At 72.6% G+C, this 26,847-nt stretch carries 18 protein-coding genes; 14 read left to right on the top strand and 4 right to left on the bottom strand.

Annotation, left to right across the window (positions count from 1 at the left end):
* The 10 genes from pqqB to ACFVIM_RS02910 all read left to right on the top strand — a co-directional run.
* On the top strand, window positions 1-867 hold an 867-nt coding region (gene pqqB / locus ACFVIM_RS02865), incomplete at its 5' end, for a pyrroloquinoline quinone biosynthesis protein PqqB (protein ID WP_384297597.1).
* A gap of 110 nt (window positions 868-977) precedes the next feature.
* A complete protein-coding gene (pqqC, locus tag ACFVIM_RS02870; protein ID WP_384297652.1) occupies window positions 978-1,661 on the top strand; it encodes a pyrroloquinoline-quinone synthase PqqC in 684 nt (227 codons plus the stop codon).
* On the top strand, window positions 1,658-2,173 hold the full coding sequence (pqqD, locus tag ACFVIM_RS02875; protein ID WP_384297599.1) for a pyrroloquinoline quinone biosynthesis peptide chaperone PqqD: 516 nt from the start codon (window positions 1,658-1,660) through the stop codon (window positions 2,171-2,173). The genes pqqC and pqqD overlap by 4 nt, the downstream gene beginning before the upstream one ends.
* A complete protein-coding gene (gene pqqE / locus ACFVIM_RS02880; protein WP_384297600.1) occupies window positions 2,170-3,381 on the top strand; it encodes a pyrroloquinoline quinone biosynthesis protein PqqE in 1,212 nt (403 codons plus the stop codon). Before pqqD ends, pqqE begins: the two co-directional genes overlap by 4 nt.
* The gene (locus tag ACFVIM_RS02885) at window positions 3,378-4,955 is read left to right on the top strand and encodes a glycoside hydrolase family 88 protein (protein WP_384297601.1); all 1,578 of its coding nucleotides are present in this window, start codon (window positions 3,378-3,380) and stop codon (window positions 4,953-4,955) included. The genes pqqE and ACFVIM_RS02885 overlap by 4 nt, the downstream gene beginning before the upstream one ends.
* Before the next feature lie 6 nt (window positions 4,956-4,961).
* Window positions 4,962-5,765 carry a Tat pathway signal sequence domain protein gene (locus ACFVIM_RS02890; RefSeq protein ID WP_384297603.1) on the top strand — a complete coding sequence of 268 codons (804 nt, stop codon included), beginning with the start codon at window positions 4,962-4,964 and terminating at the stop codon, window positions 5,763-5,765.
* Window positions 5,766-5,792: 27 nt separating this feature from the next.
* A complete protein-coding gene (locus tag ACFVIM_RS02895) occupies window positions 5,793-7,790 on the top strand; it encodes a glycosyl hydrolase family 28 protein (protein ID WP_384297604.1) in 1,998 nt (665 codons plus the stop codon).
* The gene (locus ACFVIM_RS02900; RefSeq protein WP_384297605.1) at window positions 7,787-9,970 is read left to right on the top strand and encodes a discoidin domain-containing protein; all 2,184 of its coding nucleotides are present in this window, start codon (window positions 7,787-7,789) and stop codon (window positions 9,968-9,970) included. Before ACFVIM_RS02895 ends, ACFVIM_RS02900 begins: the two co-directional genes overlap by 4 nt.
* On the top strand, window positions 9,967-11,706 hold the full coding sequence (locus ACFVIM_RS02905; RefSeq protein WP_384297607.1) for a carbohydrate-binding protein: 1,740 nt from the start codon (window positions 9,967-9,969) through the stop codon (window positions 11,704-11,706). The genes ACFVIM_RS02900 and ACFVIM_RS02905 overlap by 4 nt, the downstream gene beginning before the upstream one ends.
* Window positions 11,707-11,735: 29 nt before the next feature.
* On the top strand, window positions 11,736-12,824 hold the full coding sequence (locus ACFVIM_RS02910) for a PQQ-dependent sugar dehydrogenase (RefSeq protein ID WP_384297608.1): 1,089 nt from the start codon (window positions 11,736-11,738) through the stop codon (window positions 12,822-12,824).
* A 354-nt stretch (window positions 12,825-13,178) separates the two neighbouring features.
* Here ACFVIM_RS02910 and ACFVIM_RS02915 read toward each other — a convergent pair whose 3' ends face one another.
* The 4 genes from ACFVIM_RS02915 to fdhD form a co-directional block, all read right to left on the bottom strand.
* On the bottom strand, window positions 13,179-17,231 hold the full coding sequence (locus ACFVIM_RS02915) for a BTAD domain-containing putative transcriptional regulator (protein WP_384297609.1): 4,053 nt from the start codon (window positions 17,229-17,231) through the stop codon (window positions 13,179-13,181).
* Window positions 17,228-17,551 carry a hypothetical protein gene (locus ACFVIM_RS02920; RefSeq protein WP_384297610.1) on the bottom strand — a complete coding sequence of 108 codons (324 nt, stop codon included), beginning with the start codon at window positions 17,549-17,551 and terminating at the stop codon, window positions 17,228-17,230. Before ACFVIM_RS02920 ends, ACFVIM_RS02915 begins: the two co-directional genes overlap by 4 nt.
* A gap of 351 nt (window positions 17,552-17,902) precedes the next feature.
* On the bottom strand, window positions 17,903-19,726 hold the full coding sequence (locus ACFVIM_RS02925; RefSeq protein ID WP_384297612.1) for an AMP-dependent synthetase/ligase: 1,824 nt from the start codon (window positions 19,724-19,726) through the stop codon (window positions 17,903-17,905).
* A gap of 554 nt (window positions 19,727-20,280) precedes the next feature.
* On the bottom strand, window positions 20,281-21,111 hold the full coding sequence (gene fdhD, locus ACFVIM_RS02930; RefSeq protein WP_384297613.1) for a formate dehydrogenase accessory sulfurtransferase FdhD: 831 nt from the start codon (window positions 21,109-21,111) through the stop codon (window positions 20,281-20,283).
* Between the two features lie 361 nt (window positions 21,112-21,472).
* Here fdhD and ACFVIM_RS02935 point away from each other — a divergent pair, with 361 nt between their 5' ends.
* From ACFVIM_RS02935 to ACFVIM_RS02950, 4 genes are all read left to right on the top strand, one after another.
* Window positions 21,473-22,420, top strand: coding sequence for a beta-ketoacyl-ACP synthase III (locus ACFVIM_RS02935; protein ID WP_384297614.1), 948 nt, complete (start codon window positions 21,473-21,475; stop codon window positions 22,418-22,420).
* A gap of 141 nt (window positions 22,421-22,561) precedes the next feature.
* Window positions 22,562-23,044 carry an NUDIX domain-containing protein gene (locus ACFVIM_RS02940; protein WP_384297616.1) on the top strand — a complete coding sequence of 161 codons (483 nt, stop codon included), beginning with the start codon at window positions 22,562-22,564 and terminating at the stop codon, window positions 23,042-23,044.
* A gap of 433 nt (window positions 23,045-23,477) precedes the next feature.
* Window positions 23,478-24,659 carry an ROK family protein gene (locus tag ACFVIM_RS02945; RefSeq protein WP_384297617.1) on the top strand — a complete coding sequence of 394 codons (1,182 nt, stop codon included), beginning with the start codon at window positions 23,478-23,480 and terminating at the stop codon, window positions 24,657-24,659.
* Window positions 24,660-25,231: 572 nt separating this feature from the next.
* Window positions 25,232-26,764 (top strand): sugar ABC transporter ATP-binding protein, encoded by a 1,533-nt coding sequence (locus tag ACFVIM_RS02950; protein WP_384297618.1) that lies wholly within the window; start codon window positions 25,232-25,234, stop codon window positions 26,762-26,764.
* The last annotated feature ends 83 nt before the right edge of the window (window positions 26,765-26,847 follow it).

A 26,847-nucleotide genomic window follows, 5' to 3' on the forward strand; every position in this document is an offset into this window, starting at 1 on the left:
TGTCCCGGCTGTGCCGGGGCACGCGCGCATCCGCGCCGGCGCCGACGCCACGCCTCCCTCGCCGTCCGGGTGGACGAGGGCCGCTGGTACCTCGTGAACGCCACCCCCGACATCGGCGACCAGATCGAGGACACCCCCGCGCTCTGGCCCGGCCCCGCCCCGCGCCGGACCCCCGTCGCCGGGGTGATCCTCACCGACGCCGAACTCGACCACACCCTCGGTATCGCCCGGCTGCGCGAAGCCGACGGCTTCGAGGTGCTCGCCACCCGGCCGGTGCGCGACGCCCTGCTGCACCGGCTGCGGCTCGGTGAGACCCTCGCCCCCTACACCCGGATCGACTGGCGGGAGACCGGCCCCGACCCCGTACCGCTGGACGAGGACGGCACGATCGAGATGGCCGCGCTACCGGTTTCGGCCAAACGGCCCCGATACGCCGTGGGCGAGCCCGACGGGAGGACCACCGGAGCGGTACGGGCGCCCGAGGACGACCCCTGGGTCACCGCCCTGTGGCTGCGCTCGACCCTCAGCGGGCGCTCCCTCCTCTACGCGCCCGCCCTCGCCCGCTGGAGCGACACCTTCCAGCGCGCCGCCGAAGAGGCCGACTGCGTCCTCGTCGACGGCACGTTCTGGGATGACGACGAACCCGTACGGGCGGGCTTCTCCACCAGGACCGCCACCGCGATGGGGCATCTGCCGATCGCCGGGCCCGACGGCACCGCCTACCGGCTCGCCGCACTCGGCGCGCGCTGTCTCTACACCCATCTCAACAACACCAACCCTCTCGGGGACCCCGACGCGCCCGAGCACCGGCTGCTCGCGGACCGGGGCCTCGAAGTCGCCACCGACCGAATGGTGATCGAGCTGTGAGCACCCTCGTCCCGCCCCGGGCGGACACCGCGAGTACCGCGGACCCGGCAGGCACCACGAGTACCGCGGACACCGTCAGCGCCGCTGACACCGCGAGTACCGCCGCGCCGCTGAGCCCGGAGGAGTTCACCACCGCGCTGCGCGCCGTGCCCGCCGAGCGCTACCACGACCGGCACCCCTTCAACCAGCGGATGCACGACGGCGGCCTCACCCCCGCCGAACTGCGCCGATGGATCGTCAACCGGTTCCACTACCAGCGCCATATCCCCGTCAAGGACGCGCTGATCCTCGCCAAGTTCGACGACAGCGAGTCGCGGCGGTCCTGGCTGCGGCGGATCCGCGACCACGACGGTGACGCGCCGGGCGAGGGCGGCATCGAACGCTGGCTCCGGCTCGGCGAGGCCGCCGGGGTGGAGCGCGCCCGGCTGCTCGCCGGGGCCGAGGTGCTGCCGGGAGTGCGGCTCGCGGTCGACGGCTATGTCAACTTCTGCCGGCTGCGCCCGGCGCTGGAGGCCGTCGCTGCCTCGCTGACCGAACTGGCGGCCCCCACCCTCATGCGGACCCGGATCGCGGCGTTCGAACGGCACTACCCGTGGATCGAGGCCGATGGGCTGACCTACTTCCGCGACCGGGTGGGCCAGGGCTCGCGCGACAGTCAGGAGGCGCTGGCGCTCGTGCTGCGCCGGGCCGTCACGCGGCGGGAGCAGGAGGCCGCGGTCGCCGCGCTCCGCTTCAAGTGCGAGGTGCTCTGGTCGCTGCTGGACGCGGTCGACGCGGCGGGGGAGGGGCGGTGAGCGCCGGGGACGCGCCCAAGGGCGCCGGGAGCGGTCGGCCGATGGGCGCCGGGGGGCCGGTGCCCGCCGGTGGCGGTGGGGTGCGGCCCGGTGGTGCCGCGGCCGCGCGCTCCGGCGGTGGCGCGGCACGCCCGGGAGGCGGAGGCGTACGGTCCGGGGGGAGCCGGGCGCGGTCCGGCGGCGGGGCGCGCCCGACTCCTGCCACCGATCCGGTCGGCGGCGATGGCGCCCCGACCCGGCCCGGATCCGCCACCGGGCTCTCCTGGCGGCCCGCGCTCGCCCGGGCGGTGGTCTTCCGCCGGGACCGGGTCCGCGGGCTCGACCTGCTGGTGCTGCCCGAGCGCGTGGTGGTGCTCCGCGGTGACGCGGGCTCGATCCTGCGGCTTGTCGACGGGGAGCGCGATGTCCGGGCCATCGTCGACGAGCTGAGCGGGAGCCACCCCGGCGCGCCCGTCGCCGACGAGGTGCCCGCCTTCCTCGGGAAGCTGCGCGAGGAGGGCTGGCTGTCATGACCTCCCCGGCGCCCGCCCACTCCTCCGCGCCTGCTCCCTCCTCCGCGCCTGCCCGTTCGCCCGCGCCTGCCCGTTCGCCCGCGCCTGCCCGTTCCTCCGCGCCTGCTGCCTCGCCCGCTCCCTCCCCCGCGCCGCCCTGGGCGCTGCTGGCCGAGCTGAGCCATGGCTGTCCGCTCCGCTGCGCCTACTGCTCCAACCCCGTCGAACTGACCAGTCGGTCAGACGAGCTCTGTACGGAACAGTGGGCGGACGTCTTTCGTCAGGCCGCTGACCTGGGCGTCATCCAGAGCCATCTCTCCGGGGGCGAACCCCTGCTCCGGCGCGATCTGACGGAGATCGTCGCCGCCGCCGACGGCGTGGGCATCCACACCCAACTCGTCACCAGTGGGGTCGGACTGGGCGAACGCCGGCTCGACACCCTCGTGGACGCCGGGCTGCGCAGCGTCCAGCTCTCCGTCCAGCACGCCGACCCCAGCGCCTCCGAACTCATCGCCGGGGCCCGTTCCTTCGCCGCGAAGGAGCGCGCCGCCGCGCTGGTGCGGCGGGCCGGGCTGCCGCTCGGGCTCAATGTCGTCCTGCACCGCGCCAACCTCGACGCGCTCGACGCGCTGATCGAACTGGGTCTGGCCTGGGGCGCCGACCGTATCGAACTGGCCAACACCCAGTTCTACGGCTGGGCCCTGCGCAACCGTGACGCGCTGCTGCCCGGCCGCGCCCAGATCGCCGCCGCGCGCGAGCGCGTCGAGCAGTGGCGGCCCCGGCTCACGGGGCGGATGGAACTGGTGTGGGTGGTTCCCGACTATGTCGACGGCGTCGCCAAACCCTGTATGGGCGGCTGGGGCGCGGTGTCGCTGACCGTCGCCCCCGATGGGACGGTCTACCCCTGCCCGGCCGCCGCCGCGCTGCCCGGACTCCACGCGCCCCGGATCACCGACCATCCGCTGGAGTGGATCTGGTACTCCTCGCCCGCCTTCGCCCGCTACCGGGGCGAGAGCTGGATGAGTGACACCTGCCGGAGCTGTGAGCTGCGGACCGTGGACTTCGGCGGCTGCCGCTGCCAGGCGTACGCCCTGACCGGGGACGCCGCCCGCACCGACCCCGTCTGCTCCCGTTCGCCCGACCACGCGCTCGTACGGGCGCTGGTGGACCGTACGCCCACCGCCGCACCCGCCGCCGACGCGTACACCTACCGTACGGAGGGATCATGAGGCGCCCGGCCGTCTTGCTGCTCGCCGCCGTGCTCACGGGCGGTGTGCTCACCGCGCCACCCGTCGCCGCTCCCGCCTTCGCCGCTCCCGCCTTCGCCGCTCCCGCCTCCGCCGCCCCCGCCTCCGTACGGTACGAGGCGGAGGACGCCACCATCAGCCAGGGGGCGGTGGAGCGCAACCACGCCGGGTTCACCGGCCGGGGGTTCGTCAACTACGACAACGTGCCCGGCGGCCATGTCGAGTTCCAGGTCACCGCCGAGAACGCCGGGCCGGTCCCGCTCACGCTGCGCTACGCCAACGGGACCGCCGCCGCACGCCCGCTGGACATCACCGTGAACGGCGTGACCGTCGCCGACGACCTGGCCTTCGGCCCCACCCGCGGCTGGACCGACTGGCGCACCCAGGGCGTCACCGCGACCCTGGCGGCGGGCGTCAACACGGTCCGGGCCACCTCGGCCGGGGCGCTCGGCGGGCCCAATCTGGACTCCCTCACCGTCGGCGCGCCGAGCGGCACCACCGACTGGTCGCTGGCGGTGGTCGAGTCCACCATGGCCCGCCACACCCCGTCCGCCATCGGCGGCTGGTCCTATCCGGTGGGGCTCTACCTCTACGGTCAGTACCTGGTGTACCAGCGGACCGGGGACGTCCGGCTCCTCGCGTACCTCCGCGCCTACGCCGACCGCTTCGTACGCCCCGACGGCACCATGGCGCAGGACTTCGGCAACCTCGACAGCATGCAGGCCGGGCGGCTGCTGACCATCCTGCACCGGGAGACCGGGCAGGCCCGGTACCAGAAGGCCGCCCGGAAGATCCGCGACCGGCTGACCAGCTACCCCCGCACCCGTGAGGGCGGCTTCTGGCACTCCACCTCCACCAGCCGTCACCACCAGCTCTGGGCCGACGGGGTCTATATGGTCAACCCCTTCCTGGTCGAGTACGGACGGCAGTTCGGCGACATGGCGTACGCGGCCGACGAGGCCACCCGGCAGCTCGCGGTCTACGGCGGACGGCTCCAGACCGCGAACGGGCTGCTGCGGCACGCCTGGGACGAGTCCGGCGCGTCCGCGTGGGCCGCCCCGGGCACCGGGCTCGCGCCCGAGCACTGGTGCCGGGCGATCGGCTGGTACGCGATGGCGCTCGTCAACGTCCTGGACGCGGTGCCCGCCACCCACCCCCGGCGGGAGGCGCTGCTGACCATCCTGCGCGGCCTCGCGACGGGCATCGAGCGCTACCAGGACCCGGCCACGGGACGCTGGTTCCAGGTGGTGGACAAGGCGTCCCAGAGCGGCAACTGGACCGAGACTTCCTGCTCCAGCATGTTCACCTACGCCCTGGACCGCTCGGTCCGCCAGGGATATGTGGACCCCCGCTTCCAGCGCGTCGCCGACCGTGGCCACCAAGGCGTCCTCGCGAAGATCTCCCTCGGCGGGGACGGCCGCACCCAGCTCGCCGACATCTCGGTCGGCACCAATGTGGGCTCCTACGCCTACTACATCCAGCGCGCCCGCGAGACCAACGACTTCCACGGTCTCGGCGCCTTCCTGATCATGAACGAGCAACTCACCCGGAGGTAAGAACCCATGAGCACCTCACGCCGCGCCGTCCTCGGAGCCGCCATCGGCGGGGCCGTCGCCGCGGGGATCCCGGGGCTCGCCACCGCCGCGAACGCCCAGGGCACGCCCGGGAGCGCCGCCGCCTGGCAGCTGCGCTGGTCGCCCTCGGCCAGCGTGGACAAGCTGCGGGCCTTCGAGACACTGGAGGACGACCGCGCCGACTCCCACCCCGCCGCCGCGCCCCACATCCTCGCCGAGGGCGACACCTTCCGCTTCACCATGCACACCGTCGACCGCGACACCAGCACCGACCGCCAGCGCCATGAGGTCACCGGCTGCCGCGACGGCAACTCCTTCCTCCAGTGGAAGAAGGGGGAGACCTGGCGGATCACCTACTCCATGTTCATCCCCAGCTCGCTGAAGGCGACCACGACCTTCACCCACATCATGCAGATGAAGCAGCCGGGCCAGGGGACCGGGCCCATCGTGGTGCAGTCGCTGCGGCGCTCCGGCGGGCGGCAGACCATCGAGCTGAAGCTGTTCGAGCAGAACATCACCGTCGGCAGCACCGATCTGGAGCCGCTGCACAACAAGTGGACCGATGTGGACTTCCAGATGAAGATCGCCGACGGCTCGGCGGGCTCGGTGCGGTGGATCCTCTCCAGCGGTGGCACGACGATCATCGACAGGAGCCGCAGCGGCGTCGACACCTTCCTCGCCGACCGGGTGCGCCCCAAGTGGGGCATCTACCGCTCGCTCGGCGACAGCTCCGGCTCGCTCCAGAACTGTCACCTGCTCCTCTCCCAAATGCGCGCCTACCAGCTCGTCTGACCGCCTGATCGTCTGAGGAGGACGACGATGAAGAGCGCCCGTACAAGCGCCGCGACCGCGTTACTGGGGCTGGCCGTGGCCCTCGGCCTCGCCCAGCTCCCCGCCACCGCCGCCGCGTCGGCACCGGTGACCGGGGCCGCCTCCGCCGCCCCGGCCCCCGCCGTGAGCACGGTCGTCCCGCTCCGCGGCGGTGACCATGTCACCGTGCCGCCGCCGCGCGCCGCCGAGTTCAACGTCCGTGACTACGGTGCCGTCGGCAACGGCTCCACCAACGACACCGGCGCCATCAACCGGGCCATCACGGCGGCCAACGGCGCCGGGGGCGGGATCGTGCGCTTCACCCCCGGCACCTACGAGTCCAAGAACACGATCCATCTCAAGAGCCATGTGACGCTCCACCTGGACGCGGGCGCCACCCTCAGCGGCAACGCCGCCGACACCTACGACCCACCCGAGACCAACCCGTGGGACGACTACCAGGACTACGGGCACAGCCACTTCCACAACGCGATGATCTACGGTGACCGGCTCACCGACATCGGCTTCACCGGCGCCGGGGTCATCGACGGCGACGGCGCCCTGATCACCGGCAACCCGAAGCCGGGCGAGGCCGACAAGATCATCTCGCTGACCCGCTGCACCAATCTGACCCTGTCGGGGATCACCCTGCGCGAGGGCGGCCACTTCGCCGCCCTCATCAACGACTGCGACAACGTCGTCTCCGACCGGCTGGTCATCGACACCGCCATGGACCGCGACGGCTGGAACGTCATCAACACCACCAACGTCCGGATCACCAACGCCCGCTTCGAGGCCAACGACGACGCCCTCGCCTTCAAGAGCGACTACGCCCTCGGCGCCAAGCTCACCAACGGCAACGTCACCGTCAGCGACTCCTATCTCTCCGCGGGCTGCTGCAACGCGCTGATGTTCGGCTCCGAGACCTGCGGTGACTTCACCAACTACCGCTTCGAACGCATCACCATCAAGGGCTCGGACAAGTCCGGCCTCGGCATGGTCTCCATGGACGGTTCCCGGATCTCCGACGTCCACTACAAGGACATCACCATGACCGAGGTCCGCTCCCCGATCATGCTGAAGGTCGGCAGCCGCAAGCGCTGCGGCAACAACCCCGGCGTGGGCTCCATCAGCGGCATCACCTACACCAACATCAAGGGCACCGGGAAGAACGCCTCCTACTCGCCCACCATCTGGGGCGAGTCCGGCACCAGCCGGGTCAGGGACATCACCTTCACCAATGTCGACCTCACCGTCCCCGGCGGCAGCGGCACCCTGTCCACCAGCCCGCCCAGCAACCAGCCCACCAACTACAACCCCAACTCCATCGGCACCCGGCCCGCCTTCGGCTGGTACATCCGGGGCGCCGACAACCTCCGCTTCACCGACAGCGAGGTCCGCTTCGCCGCCAACGACGGACGGCCCGCGATCATCGCCAACAACAGCACCGGCATCCGCCTCGACCGCTTCACCGCCCAGCGCGGCTCCAGCAGCCCCTCCGACCTCCTCTTCCAGAGCGTCACCGGCTACTGCGCCAGCAACAGCGCCAACACCGGCGGCGGCGCCCTGCGGATCAGCCAGACCGGCTCCACCCAGAACTGCGAACCCACCGGACCCCTGCCCCAGCGGTACGAGGCGGAGGGCGCCCGCTACACCGCCGGGTCCACCATCGACTCCAACCACACCGGCTACAGCGGCACCGGCTTCGTCAACACCCCCAACGCCGCCGGGTCCTATGTGGAGTGGACCGTGAACGCCACCACGGCGGGCAGCGCCACCCTGGCCGTCGGCTACGCCAACGGCACCACCACCGACCGCCCCCTGGACATCTCCGTCAACGGGACCACCGTCGCCACCGCCGTCCCCTTCCCCGCCACCGGGGCCTGGACCAGCTGGCGCACCGTCGCCGTCCCCGCCGCGCTGCTGGCCGGGGCCAACACGGTCCGCGCCACCGCCACCGGCGCCGAGGGCGCGCCCAACCTCGACTATCTGGACGGACCCGCATGAGACGTCGCCCCTGGGCGCGTCTGATCACGGTGGGCGCGCTGCTCCTCGGCGCGCTCACCCTTCCGGGCCCCGCCCACGCCGAAGTCGAACACCCACGCCAGACCCCGCTGCGCGAGTCCGTCGCCGGACTCTTCCTCCACTGGGGCCAGCGCACCGCACCCGCCCACACCAGCTGCACCGCCTGGGAGAACGCCGTCACCAGCGGTGGCTGGAACGCCGACTACTGGGTGCGTGAGGCCCAGAAGCTCCACGCCCAGTACCTCGTCCTCGCCACCTTCCACTCCCGGCTGGGATACGCCCGCCCCTGGCCGTCGAAGATCCCGGGGAGCTGCGCCACCCGGCGGGACTTCACCGGTGAGCTGATCGCGGCGGCCAAGGCCAAGGGGCTGCGCACGATCCTCTATATGACCGACGACCCCCAGTGGCACGCGGAGGGCGGCCATGAGTGGCTCGACTCCGCCGCCTACTCCGCCCACAAGGGCCGCCGGGTCGACCTCCACACCCGGGACGGCTTCGGCGAGTACTCCTATGACCTCTTCTTCGAGGTCATGGACCGCTACCCGGAGCTGGCGGGCTTCTGGATCGACAACGACAACGCGTACTGGGAGCGGAACGACCTCTACGCCAAGATCTACCAGCGCCGCCCCCACTACACGATCAGCAACAACAACGAAGACACCCCGATCATGGACATGATCAGCAATGAGCAGAAGACCGGGATGTCGCCCGCCTACGACTACCCCCAGGCCGTCTACACCGCCGCCCCCCGGCTGATCGAGGCCGACTTCAAACTCCCCTCCACCGGCGCCTGGTGGTACGACGGCTCCGACCCCGCCGTCGACCGCAAGCTCACCCTCGGCCGGCTGATCACCAACGCCGGGTCCTCGGTCAAGGCCCTCATGGCCGAGACCGCCCAGGTCAACGGGGTCTTCCCCAGTAACCAAGCCTCCTTCAACACCTTCGCCGAGGGCTATCTCCGCCCGATCTGGGAGTCCCTCGACGGCACCGAGGGCGGTGGCTATATGTATGGCGGCCTCACCCCCGGGTTCTGGAACGACGGCGCCCACGGGGTCACCACCATCAGCCGCGCCGACCCCGACCGGCACTACATCCATGTGATCACCCCGCCGTCCACCTCCACGCTGCGGCTGCGCGACAACGGCTACCGGGTCACGGCCGTGACCAACCTCCGTACCGGCGCCCCCGTCGCCCACAGCCAGCGCGATGGCACCCTCACCCTCACCGGCCTGGGCGACTGGGACCCCTACGACACCGTCCTCAAGGTCGTCACCGGCGGCCGCGAGGGCATCCTGCCGCCCTCCGCCTACACCATGAGCGCCTCCGCGTCCACCAGCGGCCATGGCCCGACGGCCGCCGCCGACGGCGACTACCGGACCTACTGGGACAGCGACAAGACCACCCCTGTCTCCCTCCGCTTCGATCTGGGCTCCACCCGGCCCGTGCGCTATCTCGGCCTCAACCAGCGCGAGGACTCCGTCAGCTACGCCCGCTCCGCCACCGAACAGTCCGCGCGGATCAAGGACTACCGCGTCTACGTCAGCGCCGACGGCAGCTCCTGGGGCAGCCCGGTGAAGACCGGCACCCTGCCCAGCCGACGCGGGGTCGCGACCATTGACCTCGCTGCCCTCTCCACCCGCCATCTCCGGCTGGAGGTCCTCTCCACCCATGCCGCCACCAGCGACTCCACCCGCGCCAAGCGGCTGAGGATCGACGAGTCCTGGATCGGCACCGCCTACGCGGGCGGCGGCACCGGCCCAGGACCCGCACCCGAGCGGTACGAGGCGGAGGGCGCGCGGTACACGGCCGGGTCCACGGTCGACTCCAACCACGGTGGTTTCAGTGGGACGGGCTTCGTCAACACGCCCAACGCCACGGGGGCGTATGTGGAGTGGAGTGTGGCGTCGCCCGCGGCGCGGACGGCGACGCTGACCTTCCGTTATGCCAACGGGACCACGGTGGACCGGCCGATGGATGTGTCCGTCAACGGGAGTGTGGTGGCGGCGGGCCGGTCGTTCGGGCCCACCGGGGCGTGGACCGGCTGGACCGATGCCACCCTGACCGTCCCGCTCACCGCGGGCACCAACACCATCCGCACCACCGCCACCAGCGCGAACGGAGCCCCCAACCTCGACCGGCTCGATGTGGAGACCTCGCCATGAGACCGCTCAGAACCATGGGCCACACCGCCCTCGCCACCCTGCTCGCCCTGCCTCTGATCCTGGCCGCCCAGGTCGGCTCCCCCCAGCCCGCCGCCGCCTCGGACAACGGACTCGCCCTCCGGCCCGCCATGGGCTGGTCGAGCTGGAGCTTCGTCCGCCGCTGGCCCACCGAGGCCAAGATCAAGGCACAGGCCGACGCCCTGGTCAGCAGTGGTCTCAAGGACCACGGCTATGTCTATGTCAACCTCGACGACTTCTACCAGAAGTGCGACGCCAACGGCTTCGTGGTCGACCAGTACGGCCGCTGGGCGGTCGACCAGGCCACGTTCCCCTCCGGGATCAAGGCCCTGGCCGACTACATCCACGCCAAGGGGCTGAAGTTCGGCTTCTACGTCACCCCCGGCATCGCCAAGAACGCGGTCACCCAGAACACGCCCGTCGAAGGCACCCCCTACCGGGCCCGTGACATCGCGGACACCACCCGGCAGGAGAAGAACTACAACTGCAAGAACATGTACTACCTCGACTACAGCAAGCCCGGCGCGCAGGAGTTCGTGAACTCCTGGGCCCGGCAGTTCGCCGACTGGGGCGTCGACTACCTCAAGATCGACGGGGTCGGCAGCCATGACATCCCCGACGTACGCGCCTGGGACAAGGCCCTGCGCGCCTCGGGCCGCCCCATCACCTACGCCCTCTCCAACAACCTCAACATCGCCGACGCCCCCACCTGGCGCCAGCTCGCCAACAGCTGGCGCACCCAGGGCGATGTCGAGTGCTACTGCGGCCCCGGCTCCAACGGCAGCGGCTTCCCCCTGACCAGCTGGGCCAAGATCACCTCCCGGTTCGGCTCCGCCTCCGCCTGGCAGCCCTACGCGGGCCCCGGCGGCTGGAACGACCTGGACTCCCTCCAGATCGGCAACGGCGACCAGGTCGGCCTCACCGCCGACCAGCGCCGCTCCCACCTCACCCTGTGGGCGATGGCCGCCTCCCCGCTGCTGATCGGCACCGATCTGACCGCGCTCACCGCCACCGACACGGCGATGCTCGCCAACGACCGGCTCATCGCCGTCAACCAGGACGGTGTCGCCGCCCGCAGGATCGTCGACGCCACCCCCCGCCAGGTCTGGGCCAAACGCCAGCCCGGCGGTGACCACATCGTCGCCCTCTTCAACACCGGCACCTCCGGCAACCAGACCGTGAGCGTCACCTGGTCCCAGATCGGTCTCACCGGCCCCGCCACCCTCACCGACCTCTGGTCGGGCCAGAGCGCGGGCCAGTCCGCCACCGGCTTCAGCGCCACCCTCCGCCCGGGCGAGACCCGGCTGATCCGGGTCACCCCCGGCTCGGGTGGATCCGTACGGTATGAGGCGGAGGGCGCGCGGTACACCGCCGGGTCCACGGTCGACTCCAACCACGGTGGTTTCAGTGGGACGGGTTTTGTGAACACGCCCAATGCGGCTGGGGCGTATGTGGAGTGGAGTGTGGCGTCGCCTGTGGCCCGGACGGCGACGCTGACCTTCCGTTATGCCAACGGGACCACGGCGGACCGGCCGATGGATGTGTCCGTCAACGGGAGTGTGGTGGCGGCGGGCCGGTCGTTCGGGCCCACCGGGGCGTGGACCGGCTGGACCGATGTCACCCTGACCGTTCCGCTCACCGCGGGCACCAACACCATCCGGACGACGGCGACCACAGGGAACGGCGCACCCAATCTCGACCATCTAGAGGTGGGATAGCACGATCACCTTCCCACAGAGGAACACCTATGCATCACGGCACCACACGCACGGTCACGGTCGTGGCGGCGAGCGCGGCGGCGCTGGCCGCCACGCTCGTCCCACCCGCCTCCGCCGCCACGGCTGACAGCGGCGGAGCCTTCGGGACACCGACCCGCATCACCTCGATCTCCAGCGGATGGACGGTGCCCTGGGGCATCGACTGGCTCCCCGGCGGCCAGGCGGCCCTCGTGACCGAACGCGACTCCGCCACGGTCTACCAGGTCACCCGCGCCGGCTCCCGGAGCCCGCTCGGCACCGTGCCCCACACGGTCGGCGACGGCGGCGAAGGCGGCCTCATGGGCGTCGCCGTCGACCCCGGCCACGCCACCAACAAGCACATCTACGTGATGCACAGCTCCACCGACGGCAACCGGATCGCCCGCATGACCCTCAAAGGCACCACCCTGACCGGGTACAAGACCCTCGTACGCGGCATCAAGAAGGCCGTCGTCCACAACGGCGGACGGCTCGCCTTCGGCCCCGACGGCCACCTCTACGCCTCCACCGGCGACGCCGCCGAACCCGCCCTCGCCCAGGACCGCCGCTCCCTCAACGGCAAGATCCTGCGGATGACCACCGCCGGAAAGCCCGCTCCCGGCAACCCCTTCCGGACCCTCGTCTACAGCGTCGGACACCGCAACCCCCAGGGCCTCGCCTTCGACGCCAGAGGCCGCCTGTGGTCCGCCGAACTCGGCCAGGACCGCCGCGACGAGCTCAACCTCATCAAACCCGGCCGCAACTACGGCTGGCCCGTTTGCGAAGGCAGCTGCGCCACACCCGGGATGACCAACCCGAAGAAGACCTGGAAGACCGCGGTCGCCTCACCCAGCGGGATCGCCATCGCCGGCGACGCGGTGTACATGGCGTCCCTGCGCGGGGAACGGCTGTGGCAGATACCGCTGGCGCCGAAAGGGGAGGGAGTGGGAGTGGCGAAGTCCTACTACAAAGGCGTGTACGGGCGCTTCCGGACGGTGACGAAGGTGCCGGGCCGCGACCAGCTGTGGCTCACCACGAGCAACGCGGGCGTCCTCCAGCCCGCCCGCTCCGACCGCCTCCTCCGCGTCACCCTCTCCTGACAGCCCCTACGCCCCCTGCGGGCCCACTTACCCGCGCGGTGCTCCACCCCGCTTGCGGGCACGGGTTCCGCCCGGGGCGATGGGGCTCACCCCCGGCCGGGGGCTTGGTGAGGGTGGGCACAAGCCCACCTCCCGGGCACCGGGCCGTGTCGCCCCGGCCCCTGCCGGACGGGCCCACACCCGGGAGCGATCCCACAGGGTACGTACACGACGTACAGCCCCAGCGGGGTCCCGTACGCCGGGGCGCGGGTTACGTCGCAGGGTGGGACCGGGTACGGGGCTGGGCGGGTGGGAACGCCTGCCCGGCAGGGGAGGGGAGGCCCGGGGCGCCGGGGTGGGCGCGGCCCGGTGGGGTCAGGAGGCGGTGGGGCGGGTACGGAGGCGGGGGAGGAGGTCGCGGGTGTCCTCGGGCGGCAACTGCGCGCACAGCTCCAGCGCGGTGGTCCAGCAGGCCCGCGCCCGCCCCCGCCGTCCCCCCGCCTCCAGCGCGTCCCCCAGCAGCCCCAGCGCCCGCGCCCGCCCCGCCCCGTCCCCGCCGTCCCGCAGCGCGGCCAGCGCCCGCTCGGCCTCGACGGCCGCCGCCCCGGCCTCGCCCGCCGCGAGCCGCAGCTCCGCCAGCCGCAAGCGGGCCAGCCCCTCCCGTACCGGCTGACGGCCATCGGCGGGCGTCGTCAGCGACAAGGTGAGACAGCGTGACGCCTCGTCGGGGCGCCCGGCGGCCGCCAGCGCCGTGCCGAGGGCGTAGCGGCACTCGGCCAGCGTCAGCGTCGGCGTGTCGTCGCCGAGCGCGTCGATGGCGCGCTCGGCGAGGGCGACCGCCGCGTCCGGGCGGCCGAGGGCGGTCTGCACCTGGGCGAGCGCGCTGAGGGTCCTCGCGGTGCCGTAGCCGTTGCCGTCGGCGCGGAAGCGGGTGAGCGCCTCCCGCAGCAGCGGCTGCGCTTCCCGCGGCCGTCCCTGCTGGATGGCGACCATCCCCAGGTCATAGGGCGTCCAGGCGGTCAACAGGGGGTCGTTCGCCGCGCGGGCGCGCTGCTGGGCGCGCGCCGCCTGGTCACCGGCGAGGGTGAGCGCCCCACTGACCATGTACGCCTTGGCGAGCACGGCCCGGGCCCGGCCCTCGGCCCGGAGATCACCGGCGGTGCTCGCCGCTTCGAGGGCCCGCCGCGCGGCGGCCTCGCAGCCGCGGGCGCTGGCCGTGCTGGCGAGGGCGTACAGCTCCCGCACACACCACAGGAGGTCGACACAGGGCCGTAGCCGGGGCCCGTTGACGAGCTGCTGCACCAGGGCGAAGACGCTGGACGCCTCGTGGGCCAGCCAGGCGCGGGCCTGCCCGGGCGAGGTGAACGCGACACCAGGGTGGTGCGCGGCCTCCAAGTGGCGCAGGCCACGGTCACCGGGCCTCAGTACCGCGTAGGCGTCGCGCGCGGCGGCCAGATGGAAGTCGAGCAGCTGGGCGAGGACCGCCTCGCGCTCGGCGCGCGCCGTGCGCGCCCGCGCGTGGGCGCGCACGAGGTCACGACAGCGGTAGCGGCCTGCGGAGACGGGTTCCAGCAGACAGACCGCGACCAGGGAGGCGATCAGCCGCTCCGTCTCGGCGCGCTCACGACCGAGCACGGCCATCGCTGCCGGGACCGAGAGATCGGGCCCGTGGACGAGACCGAGGAGCCGGTAGGCACGCGCCTCCGCCTCGTCCAGGAGCGCGTACGCGGGCTCCAGGGCGGCGGCGGGCGCGGGCGCGTTCCGCAAGGTGCCCGTCCGCTCCAGGACCGTGGCCAGGGGGGTGTGCGCGCGCTCCGACAGCAGCCGGCCCGTCGCCCGGATCGCGAACGGCAGGAACCCGCAGGCCGCGACCAGCCGGGCGGCGGCTTCCGGCTCCGCCGCCACCCGCTCCCGCCCCGCGCACCGGGCCAGCAGCTCCAGCGCCTCACCGGAGTCCAGGACCCCCAGCCGCAGCGGGGCGACGCCCCGGGGTCCGGCGAACGCCGCACGCCGGGTGACGAGATGGGCGCAGCCCGGGAAGTCGGTGAGCAGCCGTGGTATCGGCAGATCGCCGCCCGCGTCGTCCAGGACGACCAGGACGCGCCGTCCCTCCAGCAGGGAGCGGTAGAGCCGCGCCTGGCGGTCGAGCCCCTCGGGGATCTCCAGCGCGGCGACGCCCAGGGAGGTGAGCAGCGCGCGCAGCACCGTCTCCGCGTCCAGCGGTTCGGCGCCCGAGCCCCGGCAGTCCAGATAGAGCAGCCCGTCGGGGAACCGGTCGCGGACCCCGTGCGCCACCTGGAGGGCGAGCGCAGTCTTCCCGGCACCGGCGACCGAGACGACCGTCACCCCTCCGGCCCCCGCCGTCAGCCGCTCGCACAGCTCGTCCAGGAGCGCGGCGCGCCCGGTGAAGTCGGCCACCGGGGGCGGCAGCAGGGCGGGCACGGCACCGGGAGGCGCGTGCTGACCCGCCGGGTCGGCCAGGGACCGCTCCCGGTCCGCCACGCTCGCCGCGAGCGCGGCCACCCCGGCCACCGGAGGACGTCCCGCGCGGACCGCGGACCGGGCGAAGTCCTCCGCGACACCGAGGGCCTCGTCGGCCCGCCCGGTCCGGTACAGGGCCACCATCAGCTGCCGGTGCAGCCGTTCCCGCGCGGGGTGGGCGTCGGTGAGGGCCGTCAGCTCGGGCACCACCTCGGCGTACGCGCCCGCGCGCAGGTCGAGTTCGATCCGGCGTTCCCGCAGCTCCAGCCACCACAGGCGCCAGGTGCGCCGGGCGGAGCGCAGATAGGGATCGGGCACGTCCGCCAGCGGTTCGCCCTCGGCGAGCGCCAGCGCGCGCGCCGTCAGTTCACGCGCCCGGGTCAGATCCCCGTCCGCCAGCGCGCGACCCGCGCGGTCGGACAGTTCACGCGCCCGGTCCAGGTCGAGCACCGCGCCGGGGCCGGGGCGCAGCGCGTAACCGTCCGGCGCGGCGGTGGTGAGCAGGTCCGGGGGCAGCAGCCGCCGCAGCGCCGCCGCGTGGGCGTGGATCTCCCGGGCGGCGCCCGGCGGCGGCTCGCCGTCCCAGAGGGCATCCGCCAACTCGGCCGTCGACTGGACCCGGCCCGCCAGCATCAGCGCGGCCAGCAACGCCCGCTGACCCCCCGTCGCCGGCGCCCACACCGTGGCGCCGCGCCGGACCAGCACCGATCCCAGGAGCTGCTGCCAGCGTTCGGCCCGTCGCGCGTCCGAAACGGGGGAGACCGGGCGCGCGACCGGCTCGGGCAGCCGTAGCCGGGGCCCTCCACGCGCCTCCCTGCGGCCGGACGCCGCGACCAGGGCACGCGCCCCCTCCAGCCGCTCCGGCGGACCGGCGGCGAGCGCCGTCTCGTACTCCATCGCCGCCAGGGTCCGCAGCGCCGCCAGGGAGAGCGGGTGGCGCGTGCCGAGGAGCGCGGAGATCCGCTGGGCGGCGATGGCCACACTGTCGCCCGCGTGCTCCATGAGGGCCGGGTCGCCGCTGGCCCGCGCGGAGTCGAAGACGGCCGACGCGAGCGTCACCAGGGCGGTCAGCGCCCGGGGGAGGTCCCCACCGGCGGGGGAACCCGGAGACGGGACGTCCCGGTCGGCGCACCCGGCCGGTTCCGCCCCGGCCACGGCCTCCGGCTCCGGGCCGCCCTCCAGACACAGCTCCGCCGTCAGCCGCTCCACCCCGAACTCCTCGAACCGCCCCAGCGCCTCCCGCGCGCTGATCGCGTAGAACGGCTCCCCACCGGGCGGTACTTCTCCCGGGGGTGCTTCTCCCGGCGCACCGGGCTCCGGCAGCAGCCCCACGACGGTCGGCTCCCGGTCCCGGGCGAACCCCGCCACCGGTCCACCGGGCACACGCGCCCCCGCGGGCAGCCCCTCGCCCGTCAGCCGCAGCGCCTCCACGGTGACGCCGCCGTCGGCCCGGTACGGCGGCCGACGGCGTACGGAGACGGCCGCGATCCGTCCGGCCGTGGTGACCCCGGGGTGCTCCAGGCCGCACAGCGGCCGCCAGTGCTGGCCCTCATGGGCGGGCGCCGCGGTGGGAACCGGCTGGGCGAGCGTGTCCGGAGGCACGAACTCCACCAGCGCCATGCCCGTGTCCCGGTCGTGCCGGCGCAGCGACCCCGCCGCCCGGGTGCCGTCGGCGAACACCACCGTCAGAGGTGTGGTGCGGTCGGTGCGGTCTGCGTGGTCGGTGTGTTCCGCGTGGTCGGTGTGTTCCACGCGGTCGGTGCGGTCGGTGCGGTCTGCGGGGTCGGTGCGGTCTGGGCGGTCGGTGTGTTCCGCGTGTTCTTTGGCGTGCTCGGGACCCAGCGCCGCCAGCACATGCCGACGCGTCACCAGGAACCCCCCGCCGAGCCGCAGCCGGGACCGGAACAGATCGACCCGGTGGCCGCCGTCCTTGGCCCCCGTGCTCATGGGGTGCCCGGGTCCCGCTCCACGCGAAGCCGTACCGCGAACGACTCCCCGGCGCCGACCGGGTGCGCGAGGGTGAGCCCGAAGCTGACGTCCATCCCGGAGATCCGCCAGCCGTCCTCGTCCGGGACCCCCGCGAGCGAACACCGTGCCAGCTCGTGGGCGTGCGCGATAGCCGCCTCCACGGCGGGATGGTGCTGCTGCGCCGCCCCGTCGGCGCGGCCGTCCCCGTCCCCCTCACACGCGACGCGTACCTCCGGCACGGCGGATTCGTGCCGCGTGGCGGCGGCGGGCGCGGCGGTCTCGACCCGTACCTCGGTCATGGTGTGTTGCTTCCCCCGTGGTGATGGACCTCACGTCGGTGGCCAGCCTAGTGCGCCGCGCGCCCCCCACAGGGGGCTTCCCCGCTTCCCGGCCGGAGCACGGCGCCTTGGTGGCGCGTTGACCATCCCACGACCGACGTCGTGGCCAGGGGGCGGCGCGTGGCAGACACGACACCAGTGGCCTTGGTACGAGAGACCAGGGAGCGCGTCCGAGGCGACGACCATGGAACGCGGAGTGTGGCGGAGATGAGCCCGGGCGGAACAGCGAGTGGGGGCCCACAGATCAGGACATGCCCGGGACGGGACCAAGAGGTGTGCGCGACACGAGGCCACAGGAGCCCCGCCCCCACGTCATCGGTACAAGGCGTCGATCTCCACCGCGTACGCCCGGGTGATCGCGTCCCTGCGCGGCTTGAGCGACGGCGTCAGCAACCCCTCCTCCTCCCGGAACGGACGGTCCAGGACACGGAACGTCCGGATCGACTCCGCCTGGGAGACCTGCGTGTTGGCCGCGGTCACCGCACGGCGGACCTCCGCCGTCAGCTCAGGGTCGCGCGCCGCCTCCGCCGGCGGCAGCGGGGCGCGCTCACGCATTCTCAGCCAGTGCTCCACCGCCTCCTGGTCGAGCGTCAGCAGCGCCGCCACGAACGGGCGCCCGTCGCCGACCACCAGACACTGCGCCACCAGCGGGTGCGAACGTACCCGCTCCTCCAGCGCGTTCGGCGCGACACTCTTGCCGCCGGAGGTCACCAGCACATCCTTCTTGCGACCGGTGATCGTCAGATAGCCGTCCTCGTCGAGAAAACCGAGATCCCCGGTGACCAGCCAGCCGTCCCGGAGCACGGCGGCCGTATGGGCCGGGTCACCGAGATACCCGGAGAAGACATGCGGGCCGCGCAGCCAGACCTCGCCGTCGTCCGCGACCCTGACCGCGGTGCCGGGGATCGGCGGGCCGACCGTGCCCTGCTTCGTGCGCTCGGGCGGATTGCCCGTGGCGGCCGCCGCCGACTCCGTCAGCCCGTACCCCTCATAGACGCTGATCCCGGCCCCCTCGTAGAAGAGCCCCAGCGTCCGGTCCATGCCGGAGCCACCGGACATCGCGTACCGCAGCCTGCCTCCCATAGCGGCGCGCAAGCGGGCGTACACGGCGCGCTCGAAGAACTGATGCCGCACCCGCAGCGTCGGCGAAGGGCCCGCGCCCCGACCGAGCGAACGGCGCTCCCGGGCCTCGGCGTGGCGCACGGCGACATCGACGGCCTTCTCGAACGAGGCCACCCTGCCCTCCGTCTCCGCCGTACGCCGGGCGGAATCGAAGAGCTTCTCGAAGACATACGGAACAGCCAGCACGAAACTCGGCCGGAACGCGGCCAGATCCGGCAGCAGCGACCCCGCCCGCAACAGCGGATGATGACCCAGCTTGACCCCGGCGCGAATCGCCGCGACCTCCACCATGCGGCCGAAGACATGCGCCAGCGGCAGAAAGAGCAGCGTCGACGGCTCCTCACCCGCAGGAGCGCGGAAGACCGAACCCCAGCGCGCGGCCACGGTGTCGGTCTGGAACATCAGCTGGCCATGGGTGAGCACACACCCCCGGGGATGGCCCAGCGACCCCGAGGTGTAGATCACGGTCGCTGTCGAATCCGGCGTGACCGCCCGCCGCTGACGGTGGACCACCTCATCCGCCACCCTCGCGCCGGAAACCACGAGGCGCTCCACCGCGCCCGAATCGAGCTGCCAGAGCCGCTTGAGGAGAGGCAACTGGTCCAGCACCGAACCGACCGTCATGGCATGGTCCTCGTGCTCCACCAGAACGGCCGTGACCTGCGCCTCCTGGAGCATCCAGCGGACCTGCTCCGGCGCCGACGTCGGATAGAGCGGTACGGACTGCGCGCCCAGCGTCCACAGCGCGAAGTCGAACAGTGTCCACTCGTACCGGGTACGGCACAACAGCGCCACCCGGTCGCCGAACCGGACCCCGTCCGCCAACAACCCCTTGGCCAGGGCCAGCACCTCGTCCCGGAACCGCGCCGCGCTGACGTCCCGCCAGACACCCCCGTCGTCCTTGCGCGCCAGCGTGATCCGGTCCGGTTCCGTCTCCGCACGCGCGAACACCGCGTCGGCGAGACCGCCGACAGGGGGCGCGACGGGCAGCGGCGGTGCCGTGAACTCGCGCACGACGTACCCTCCCTGTATTTTTTGCGGTTCCTCGCCTCCGGGGCGCTCTAGTCGAGATTCTCGCGTCCGACGTGCTCGATCGCTCGTTCCTCACGATCTCCGCGCGACGGCCACGAGAACTCGACGCGCCCCTTTGGCTCAGAACCGACCTCGGGTAGGTCGAGCCCTTACACGGAGCTATTCACCGGCAGAGCACCTTGAGCGAATCCGGTGGCCAAACTCCCACGGGAAATCCGGGGGCGGGCGGCCATCGAAGAATCGACGACGAGTCACGGTCGTACGGACAGGTACCGAGGCAGCCGGGCTCCGGGGGAAGGTTCGGGGGGTGCAGGGTCGCCCCCGCAGGGAGGGGCGGGGCAACCCGGCCTCACGGCACGAGTGACGTCTCGTCCGCCGCTCACGAGGAGGTGAGCCCGGAGGCCACCGAACCCCGCAGACAGAACACAACGGAACCACGGGCCCACCGGGCTGCAGCCGGGCGACGGCGCAGGGGCACTGGGCAGACGGGCTGCCAGGCCCCATCGCGGCCACCGGGGCCGGGCGGCCACCCCGCCTCACGGGAGGACGACGCGGGACTCGCCCGCGTACACATTCATGTCTTGGCCGCGCAGAAAGCCGATCAGGGTCAGTCCCGCCTCGGATGCCAGATCCACCGCGAGGGAGGAGGGTGCCGAGACGGCCGCCAGTACGGGGATGCCCGCCATCACGGCCTTCTGGGCGAGTTCGAAGGAGGCCCGGCCCGAGACGAGGAGGATGGAGCGGGAGAGGGGGAGGCCCCCGTTCTGGAGGGCGCGGCCGATGACCTTGTCGACGGCGTTGTGCCGCCCCACGTCCTCGCGCGCGTCGAGCAGCTCACCCGTTTCCGAGAAGAGGGCGGCGGCGTGCAGCCCCCCGGTGCGTTCGAAGACCCGCTGGGCCGCGCGGAGCCGGTCCGGCAGCCCGCTCAGCAGCTCGGGGGTGAGCCGCAGTGGGGGAGTGTCGGCGAGGGGGAAGCGGGTGGTGGTGCGGACCGCGTCCAGGCTGGCCTTGCCGCACAGCCCGCAGGAGGAGGTGGTGTAGACGTGGCGTTCCAGCGAGATATCCGGGACCGGGACCCCGGGCGCGAGCCGCACGTTCACCACGTTGTAGGTGTTGACGCCGTCGTCGGTGGCCCCCTCACAGAAGGTGATCGCCCGCAGCTCGTCGGCCGTCGCGATCACCCCCTCGCTGACCAGGAACCCGGCCGCGAGCGCGAAGTCGTCCCCCGGGGTGCGCATGGTGATCGCGAGCGGCTTTCCGTTCAGCCGGATCTCCAGGGGTTCCTCGGCGACGAGGGTGTCGGGGCGTGTGGAGACCGCACCGCCCCGGATCCGTAGGGTGCGGCGGCGTTCGGTGACCCGTCCCATGGTGTGCTGCCTGGCCTTTCCATCTCGTCGTCCGGTGTGGTCGTCCGCCCGTCCTGGGGTGGGCCGGGGGCTTGTCAGGATCTCCCGGCGTGCCCGTGACGTCCGCGAGGTCGCGCGGAGTGAGGGGGTGGACGCACTCGGTCACGCCTCCGGAACCGTGGTGGGGGCCGGGAACGTGCCGTAGTCGGGCCATTCTCCCGTCCAGGGCCCTTGACAGGCCACGATGGTCGTGGATCGGGGGCGGCACTCTTCGGGAAGCTCCAAAAACCTGTGGTCCTTCCTGTCGGATCACCTGCCCCCTTACCGGGTGGTAGCAGCCAAGACTTGGTCCTTCCATCGCCCGCAGGAGGGGTATTCGCAGATGATCGGTTCACGTATCGCCGCTCTGGGGCACTACCAGCCCGCCGCCACGATCACCAACGAGGATCTGGCGGCGATCGTCGACACCACCGACGAGTGGATCCGCACCCGGGTCGGCATCCGTACCCGACATACGGCGGGGGACGAGGAGCCGGTGGACGAGCTGGCCGCGCACGCCGCCGCCAAGGCGCTGGCGAACGCCGGGCTCGCGCCTCGCGACATCGATCTCGTGCTGGTCGCGACCTCCACGGCGATCGACCGCTCCCCGAACACGGCCGCCCGGGTCGCCCGCCGTCTGGGCATGGAGTCCCCGGCCGTGATGGACATCAACGTGGTCTGTGCCGGTTTCACGCATGCGCTCGCCACCGCCGACCACGCGGTGCGGGCCGGTTCGGCCCGCCGGGCCGTCGTGATCGGCGCCGACAAGATGACCGCCGTGACGGACTGGACCGACCGCACCACCTGTGTGCTGACCGGGGACGGCGCGGGCGCCGCCGTCGTCGAGGCCGCCGAGCCGGGGACGGAGCCGGGCATCGGTCCCGTGCTGTGGGGCTCGGTCCCGGCCATGGGTGACGCGGTACGGATCGAGGGGACCCCGCCGGTCTTCGCCCAGGAGGGCCAGACCGTCTACCGCTGGGCCACCACCCAGCTGCCGCCCATCGCCCGCAAGGTGTGCGAGCGCGGCGGGGTGCTGCCGGAGGACCTCGCGGCGGTGGTGCTCCACCAGGCGAACCTGCGGATCATCGAGCCCATCGCGCAGAAGATCGGCGCGGTGAACGCGGTCATCGCCCGTGACGTCGTCGAGTCCGGCAACACCTCGGCCGCCTCCATCCCGCTGGCGCTGGCGAAGCTGGTCGAGCGCGGCGAGATCGGTTCGGGCGAGCCGGTGCTGCTCTTCGGGTTCGGCGGGAACCTCTCGTACGCGGGACAGATCGTCCGCTCGCCGTGAACCGACCCGCCACCGGACGCGGTACGGGTCGGGAGGGCGTGGCGGGATCGGTGTGAACGGGATCGGCGTGAACGAGGTGGGGACGGACGAGATGGGGGCGGGCGGAGGCGGGAAGCGGCGCGGGAGGGAAGACTGAGCATCATGACGACGGTGAGATCCGCGGGACTGTTGTTGTTCCGGAGGCGGCAAGCTGGCTCTGAGGCCCTTGAGGTTCTGATCGGGCATATGGGCGGACCGTTCTGGGAGGGGCACGACGAGCAGGCGTGGTCCGTGCCGAAGGGGCAGTACACCTCCGAGGAGGAGCCGGTGGCGGCGGCCCGGCGGGAGTTCGAGGAGGAGCTGGGGCTCCAGCCGCCCGAGGGGCAGTGGCTGCCGCTGGGAGAGGCGCGTCAGCCGAACGGGAAGATCGTGACCCTGTGGGCGGTGGAGGCGGATCTGGACACCGCGCTGGTGGTGCCCGGGACGTTCACGATGGAGTGGCCGCCGAGGTCGGGCGTGGTGCGCGAGTTCCCGGAGCTGGACCGGGTGGAGTGGTTCCCGCTCGCGGAGGCGCGGGGGCGGCTCGTCGCGGGCCAGCGGGTCTTCCTCGACCGGCTGATGGCGCTGGTGTCGGCGCCGGAGTGATCGACCGGGGCCGCTGAGGCCACTGAGGCCCGTGAGGCAACCAAGGCCGTTGAATCCCCTGAGTGCTCCGCCTGCTCAGGGGAGTGCCCTGAGGCCCGGTCCGGTCCGTTCCTGCGCGTCGTACGGATCGGGCCGCCCCGAAGATCCGGCCCGGGGCCCCTGTGCGCGGTGCGGGTTCCCGGCGGGCCGGGCGGCGGAGGGCGGCGGAGGGCCGCTGGAGAGCGATCACACGTCGACCGAGTGCCGACCGAGTGCCGTTCGGGCGTCGACAGGGCTTTGTCTTGAGTGTGGAAGAAGTCGGTAGTGAAGTCCGCGCAAGTTCTTCCCCCTCGGTGAAAGCGCTGCTACGTTCCCTTCAAAGCCCGGGGCAGCGCACATCCGCCGGGGGTTCCCCACGCCACAGGCCAGGGGAGGGGAGGGGCAGTTGAGACGTATGACGGCACGACCCGCGAACGCGCATCAGGCGAAGTTGTTGCGGCTGCTGCGTGATGGTGGCCCCAACTCCCGGGCCCAGCTGGGTGATCTGGTCGACCTCTCCCGTTCCAAGCTCGCCGTGGAGGTCGAACGGCTGCTGGAGACCGGACTGGTCGTCGCCGACGGGCTCGCCGCCTCGCGCGGCGGACGGCGTTCGCACAACATACGGCTCGCGCCCGGACTGCGGTTCCTCGGCATCGACATCGGCGCCACCTCCATCGATGTCGCCGTCACCAACGCCGAACTGGAGGTCCTCGGCCATCTCAACCAGCCGATGGACGTCCGGGAGGGACCGGTCGCCGTCTTCGAGCAGGCGCTCTCCATGGCGGCCAAGCTCAAGACCACCGGTCTGGCGGAGGGCTTCGACGGCGCGGGCATCGGGGTCCCGGGACCGGTCCGCTTCCCCGAGGGTGTCCCGGTCGCCCCGCCGATCATGCCGGGCTGGGACGGCTTCCCGGTCCGCGAGGCCCTCAGCCAGGAGCTCGGCTGTCCCGTCATGGTCGACAACGATGTGAATCTGATGGCCCTGGGCGAGCAGCACGCCGGTGTCGCACGCTCCGTCGGGGACTTCCTCTGCGTCAAGATCGGCACCGGTATCGGCTGTGGCATCGTCGTCGGCGGTCAGGTCTACCGGGGCACCACGGGCAGTGCCGGGGACATAGGCCATATCCAGGTCGATCCCTATGGCCGCCCCTGCCCATGCGGCAACAGGGGCTGTCTGGAGGCCCACTTCAGCGGGGCCGCGCTCGCGCGCGACGCCGAGGAGGCCGCGCGCGGGGGCCGTTCCTCCGAACTCGCCGAGCGTCTCGTGACGTCCGGCAGGCTCACCGCCGTCGATGTCGCGCGCGCGGCGGCGGCCGGTGACACCGTCTCACTGGATCTCATACGGGAGGGGGGCAACCGGGTCGGCCAGGTCATCGCCGGGCTCGTCAGCTTCTTCAACCCCGGGCTCGTCGTGATCGGCGGCGGGGTGACCGGTCTCGGTCACACCCTCCTGGCGAGCGTCAGGACACAGGTCTACCGTCAGTCGCTGCCGCTGGCGACCGGCAATCTGCCCATCGTGCTGGGGGAGCTGGGGGCGGTGGCCGGAGCGATCGGCGCCGCCCGGCTCATCAGCGACCACCTGTTCTCCCCGGCCTGACCTCCGTTCCGGCGCCGCGGGTCCGGCGCCCCGAGCGCGTCCGCCCGGCAGCACACGCGACCGGCGCACCCTCAGCGGACCGCTCCCGAAGCACGGCTGAAGCACGACTGAAGTACTCCTGGAGCACTCCTGAAGGGGGGACCCGTGCCGGGAGGCGGCCCGGGGCGGGTGCGGTGCCCGGCCCATCCGCACCGGAGCCCCTGGCGCGATCCCAGGGGTCCCGCGTCCGCCGTCCCACCCGCCGACTCCGTACCGCCGCACCACATCCGTACCGGCCCCTACCGCTCGTACACCCTTTACCGCTCGTACGTCCCCTACCTCGCGTGCTGAGTCCCGTACGGGGTCCCGTACCGCGTCCCGTGCCCGCTGTACCCGCTTGTGCCGCCGTGTACCGATCGCGTCGCCGCCCCTACGTCGGCGCGCCGCCCGTCGTATGTCCCCGTACCGCTCCGTACGACCCCGTACCCGATCCGTCGCCCGCTGTCCGGGCGCGGCACGTCAGCGCCGTGCCCGGGGGTATCGCGTCCCTCGCGGACGCCGCTCACCGGCCGTAACCGCCGAGGGGATTCGTCATGGCACCAGATCCGCCCCTGCTCACCATGTCCGGCATCACCAAGTCCTTCCCGGGTGTCCGCGCGCTCGACGGCGTCGATCTGGAGGTGGCGGCCGGTGAGGTCCACTGTCTGCTGGGACAGAACGGCGCGGGCAAGTCCACCCTGATCAAGGTGCTCGCCGGGGCCCACCAGCCCGACGGCGGGACCATCGGATGGCGCGGCGAGCGGGTGGTGCTCGGCTCGCCGCTGGCCGCCATGCGGCTGGGGATCGCCACGATCTACCAGGAACTGGACCTGGTCGACGCGGTGTCCGTCGCGGAGAACGTCTATCTCGGACATGAGCCCACCCGGGCCGGGTTCGTGGTCCGCCGCACGGACGAGCGGGCCGCGACCGCGCGGCTGCTCGCACGGCTCGGGCACCCGGAGATCGACCCCGCCCGCCCGGTCGGCGACCTGTCCAGCGCACAGCGGCAGATCGTCTCCATGGCGCGGGCGCTCTCCCACGACGTACGGCTGATCGTGATGGACGAGCCGTCCGCCGCGCTCGACCCCGACGAGGTCGACAACCTGTTCAGGATCGTCGGCGAGCTGACCGCCGACGGCGTCGCCGTCATCTACATCTCGCACCGGCTGGAGGAGATCCGCCGCATCGGCAACCGGGTCACCGTCCTCAAGGACGGGCGTGCCGTCGCCGTGGGACTGCCCGCCGCCACGACACCCACCCGGGAGATCGTGGCGCTGATGACCGGGCGGAACGTCGAGTACGTCTTCCCCGGCCGCCCGCCGGGAGCGGTATCCGGCGAGGGTGCCCGAAGGCCTCCCGTCCTCACCGTCGAAGGGCTCGGCCGCGACGGCGAGTTCGAGGGCGTCGACCTTGCCATCCGCCCCGGTGAGATCGTCGGACTCGCCGGACTGGTGGGTTCCGGACGGTCCGAGATCCTGGAGACCATCTACGGCGCGCGCCGTCCGACCGGCGGCCGGGTCCTGGTCGACGGCGTACCGCTGCGCCCCGGCTCCGTCGGCGCCGCCGTACGGGCCGGGATCGGGCTCGCACCCGAGGAACGCAAGGCCCAGGGCCTGCTGCTGACCGAGTCCGTCACCCGCAATGTCTCCCTCGCCACCCTCTCCCGCTTCGCCCGCGCGGGCTGGCTCGACCGGCGCGCCGAGCGGGCGGCGGCCCGCCGCGCCACCCAGGAGCTGTCCCTGCGGCCGGACCATCCGGACGCCCCCGTACGCACCCTCTCCGGCGGCAACCAGCAGAAGGCCGTCCTCGCGCGCTGGCTGCTGCGCGGCTGCCGGGTGCTGCTCCTCGACGAACCCACCCGGGGCGTCGACGTCGGAGCCCGCGCCGACCTCTACGCCGTCATACGGCGGCTGGCCGACGAGGGCCTCGCCGTGCTCCTCGTCTCCAGCGAGATCCCGGAGGTGCTGGGGCTCGCCGACCGGGTGCTGGTGCTGCGGGAGGGCCGGGTGGTCCATCGCGCCGACGCCCGTGACCTCGATGAACACCGTGTCCTCGACCTCGTGATGGAAGGGAGCACGCCGGTATGACCCAGCCGACCCCTCGGGCCGGGAAGGACGCGCCGGTCACCCCGGGTGCCTCGAACACCCCGGGTGCCTCGAACTCTCCGGAT

The sequence above is a fragment of the Streptomyces sp. NPDC057638 genome (assembly GCF_042800315.1).
GTDB lineage: Bacteria > Actinomycetota > Actinomycetes > Streptomycetales > Streptomycetaceae > Streptomyces.

What these genes read in the sequence shown, in the direction of transcription:
- pqqE (WP_384297600.1), top strand. Translation starts at nt 2,170, where the DNA reads ATGACCTCCCCGGCGCCCGCCCACTCCTCCGCGCCTGCTCCCTCCTCC.
- ACFVIM_RS02885 (WP_384297601.1), top strand. Translation starts at nt 3,378, where the DNA reads ATGAGGCGCCCGGCCGTCTTGCTGCTCGCCGCCGTGCTCACGGGCGGT.
- ACFVIM_RS02890 (WP_384297603.1), top strand. Translation starts at nt 4,962, where the DNA reads ATGAGCACCTCACGCCGCGCCGTCCTCGGAGCCGCCATCGGCGGGGCC.
- ACFVIM_RS02895 (WP_384297604.1), top strand. Translation starts at nt 5,793, where the DNA reads ATGAAGAGCGCCCGTACAAGCGCCGCGACCGCGTTACTGGGGCTGGCC.
- ACFVIM_RS02900 (WP_384297605.1), top strand. Translation starts at nt 7,787, where the DNA reads ATGAGACGTCGCCCCTGGGCGCGTCTGATCACGGTGGGCGCGCTGCTC.
- ACFVIM_RS02905 (WP_384297607.1), top strand. Translation starts at nt 9,967, where the DNA reads ATGAGACCGCTCAGAACCATGGGCCACACCGCCCTCGCCACCCTGCTC.
- ACFVIM_RS02910 (WP_384297608.1), top strand. Translation starts at nt 11,736, where the DNA reads ATGCATCACGGCACCACACGCACGGTCACGGTCGTGGCGGCGAGCGCG.
- ACFVIM_RS02915 (WP_384297609.1), bottom strand. Translation starts at nt 17,231, where the DNA reads ATGAGCACGGGGGCCAAGGACGGCGGCCACCGGGTCGATCTGTTCCGG.
- ACFVIM_RS02920 (WP_384297610.1), bottom strand. Translation starts at nt 17,551, where the DNA reads ATGACCGAGGTACGGGTCGAGACCGCCGCGCCCGCCGCCGCCACGCGG.
- fdhD (WP_384297613.1), bottom strand. Translation starts at nt 21,111, where the DNA reads ATGGGACGGGTCACCGAACGCCGCCGCACCCTACGGATCCGGGGCGGT.
- ACFVIM_RS02935 (WP_384297614.1), top strand. Translation starts at nt 21,473, where the DNA reads ATGATCGGTTCACGTATCGCCGCTCTGGGGCACTACCAGCCCGCCGCC.
- ACFVIM_RS02940 (WP_384297616.1), top strand. Translation starts at nt 22,562, where the DNA reads ATGACGACGGTGAGATCCGCGGGACTGTTGTTGTTCCGGAGGCGGCAA.
- ACFVIM_RS02945 (WP_384297617.1), top strand. Translation starts at nt 23,478, where the DNA reads ATGACGGCACGACCCGCGAACGCGCATCAGGCGAAGTTGTTGCGGCTG.
- ACFVIM_RS02950 (WP_384297618.1), top strand. Translation starts at nt 25,232, where the DNA reads ATGGCACCAGATCCGCCCCTGCTCACCATGTCCGGCATCACCAAGTCC.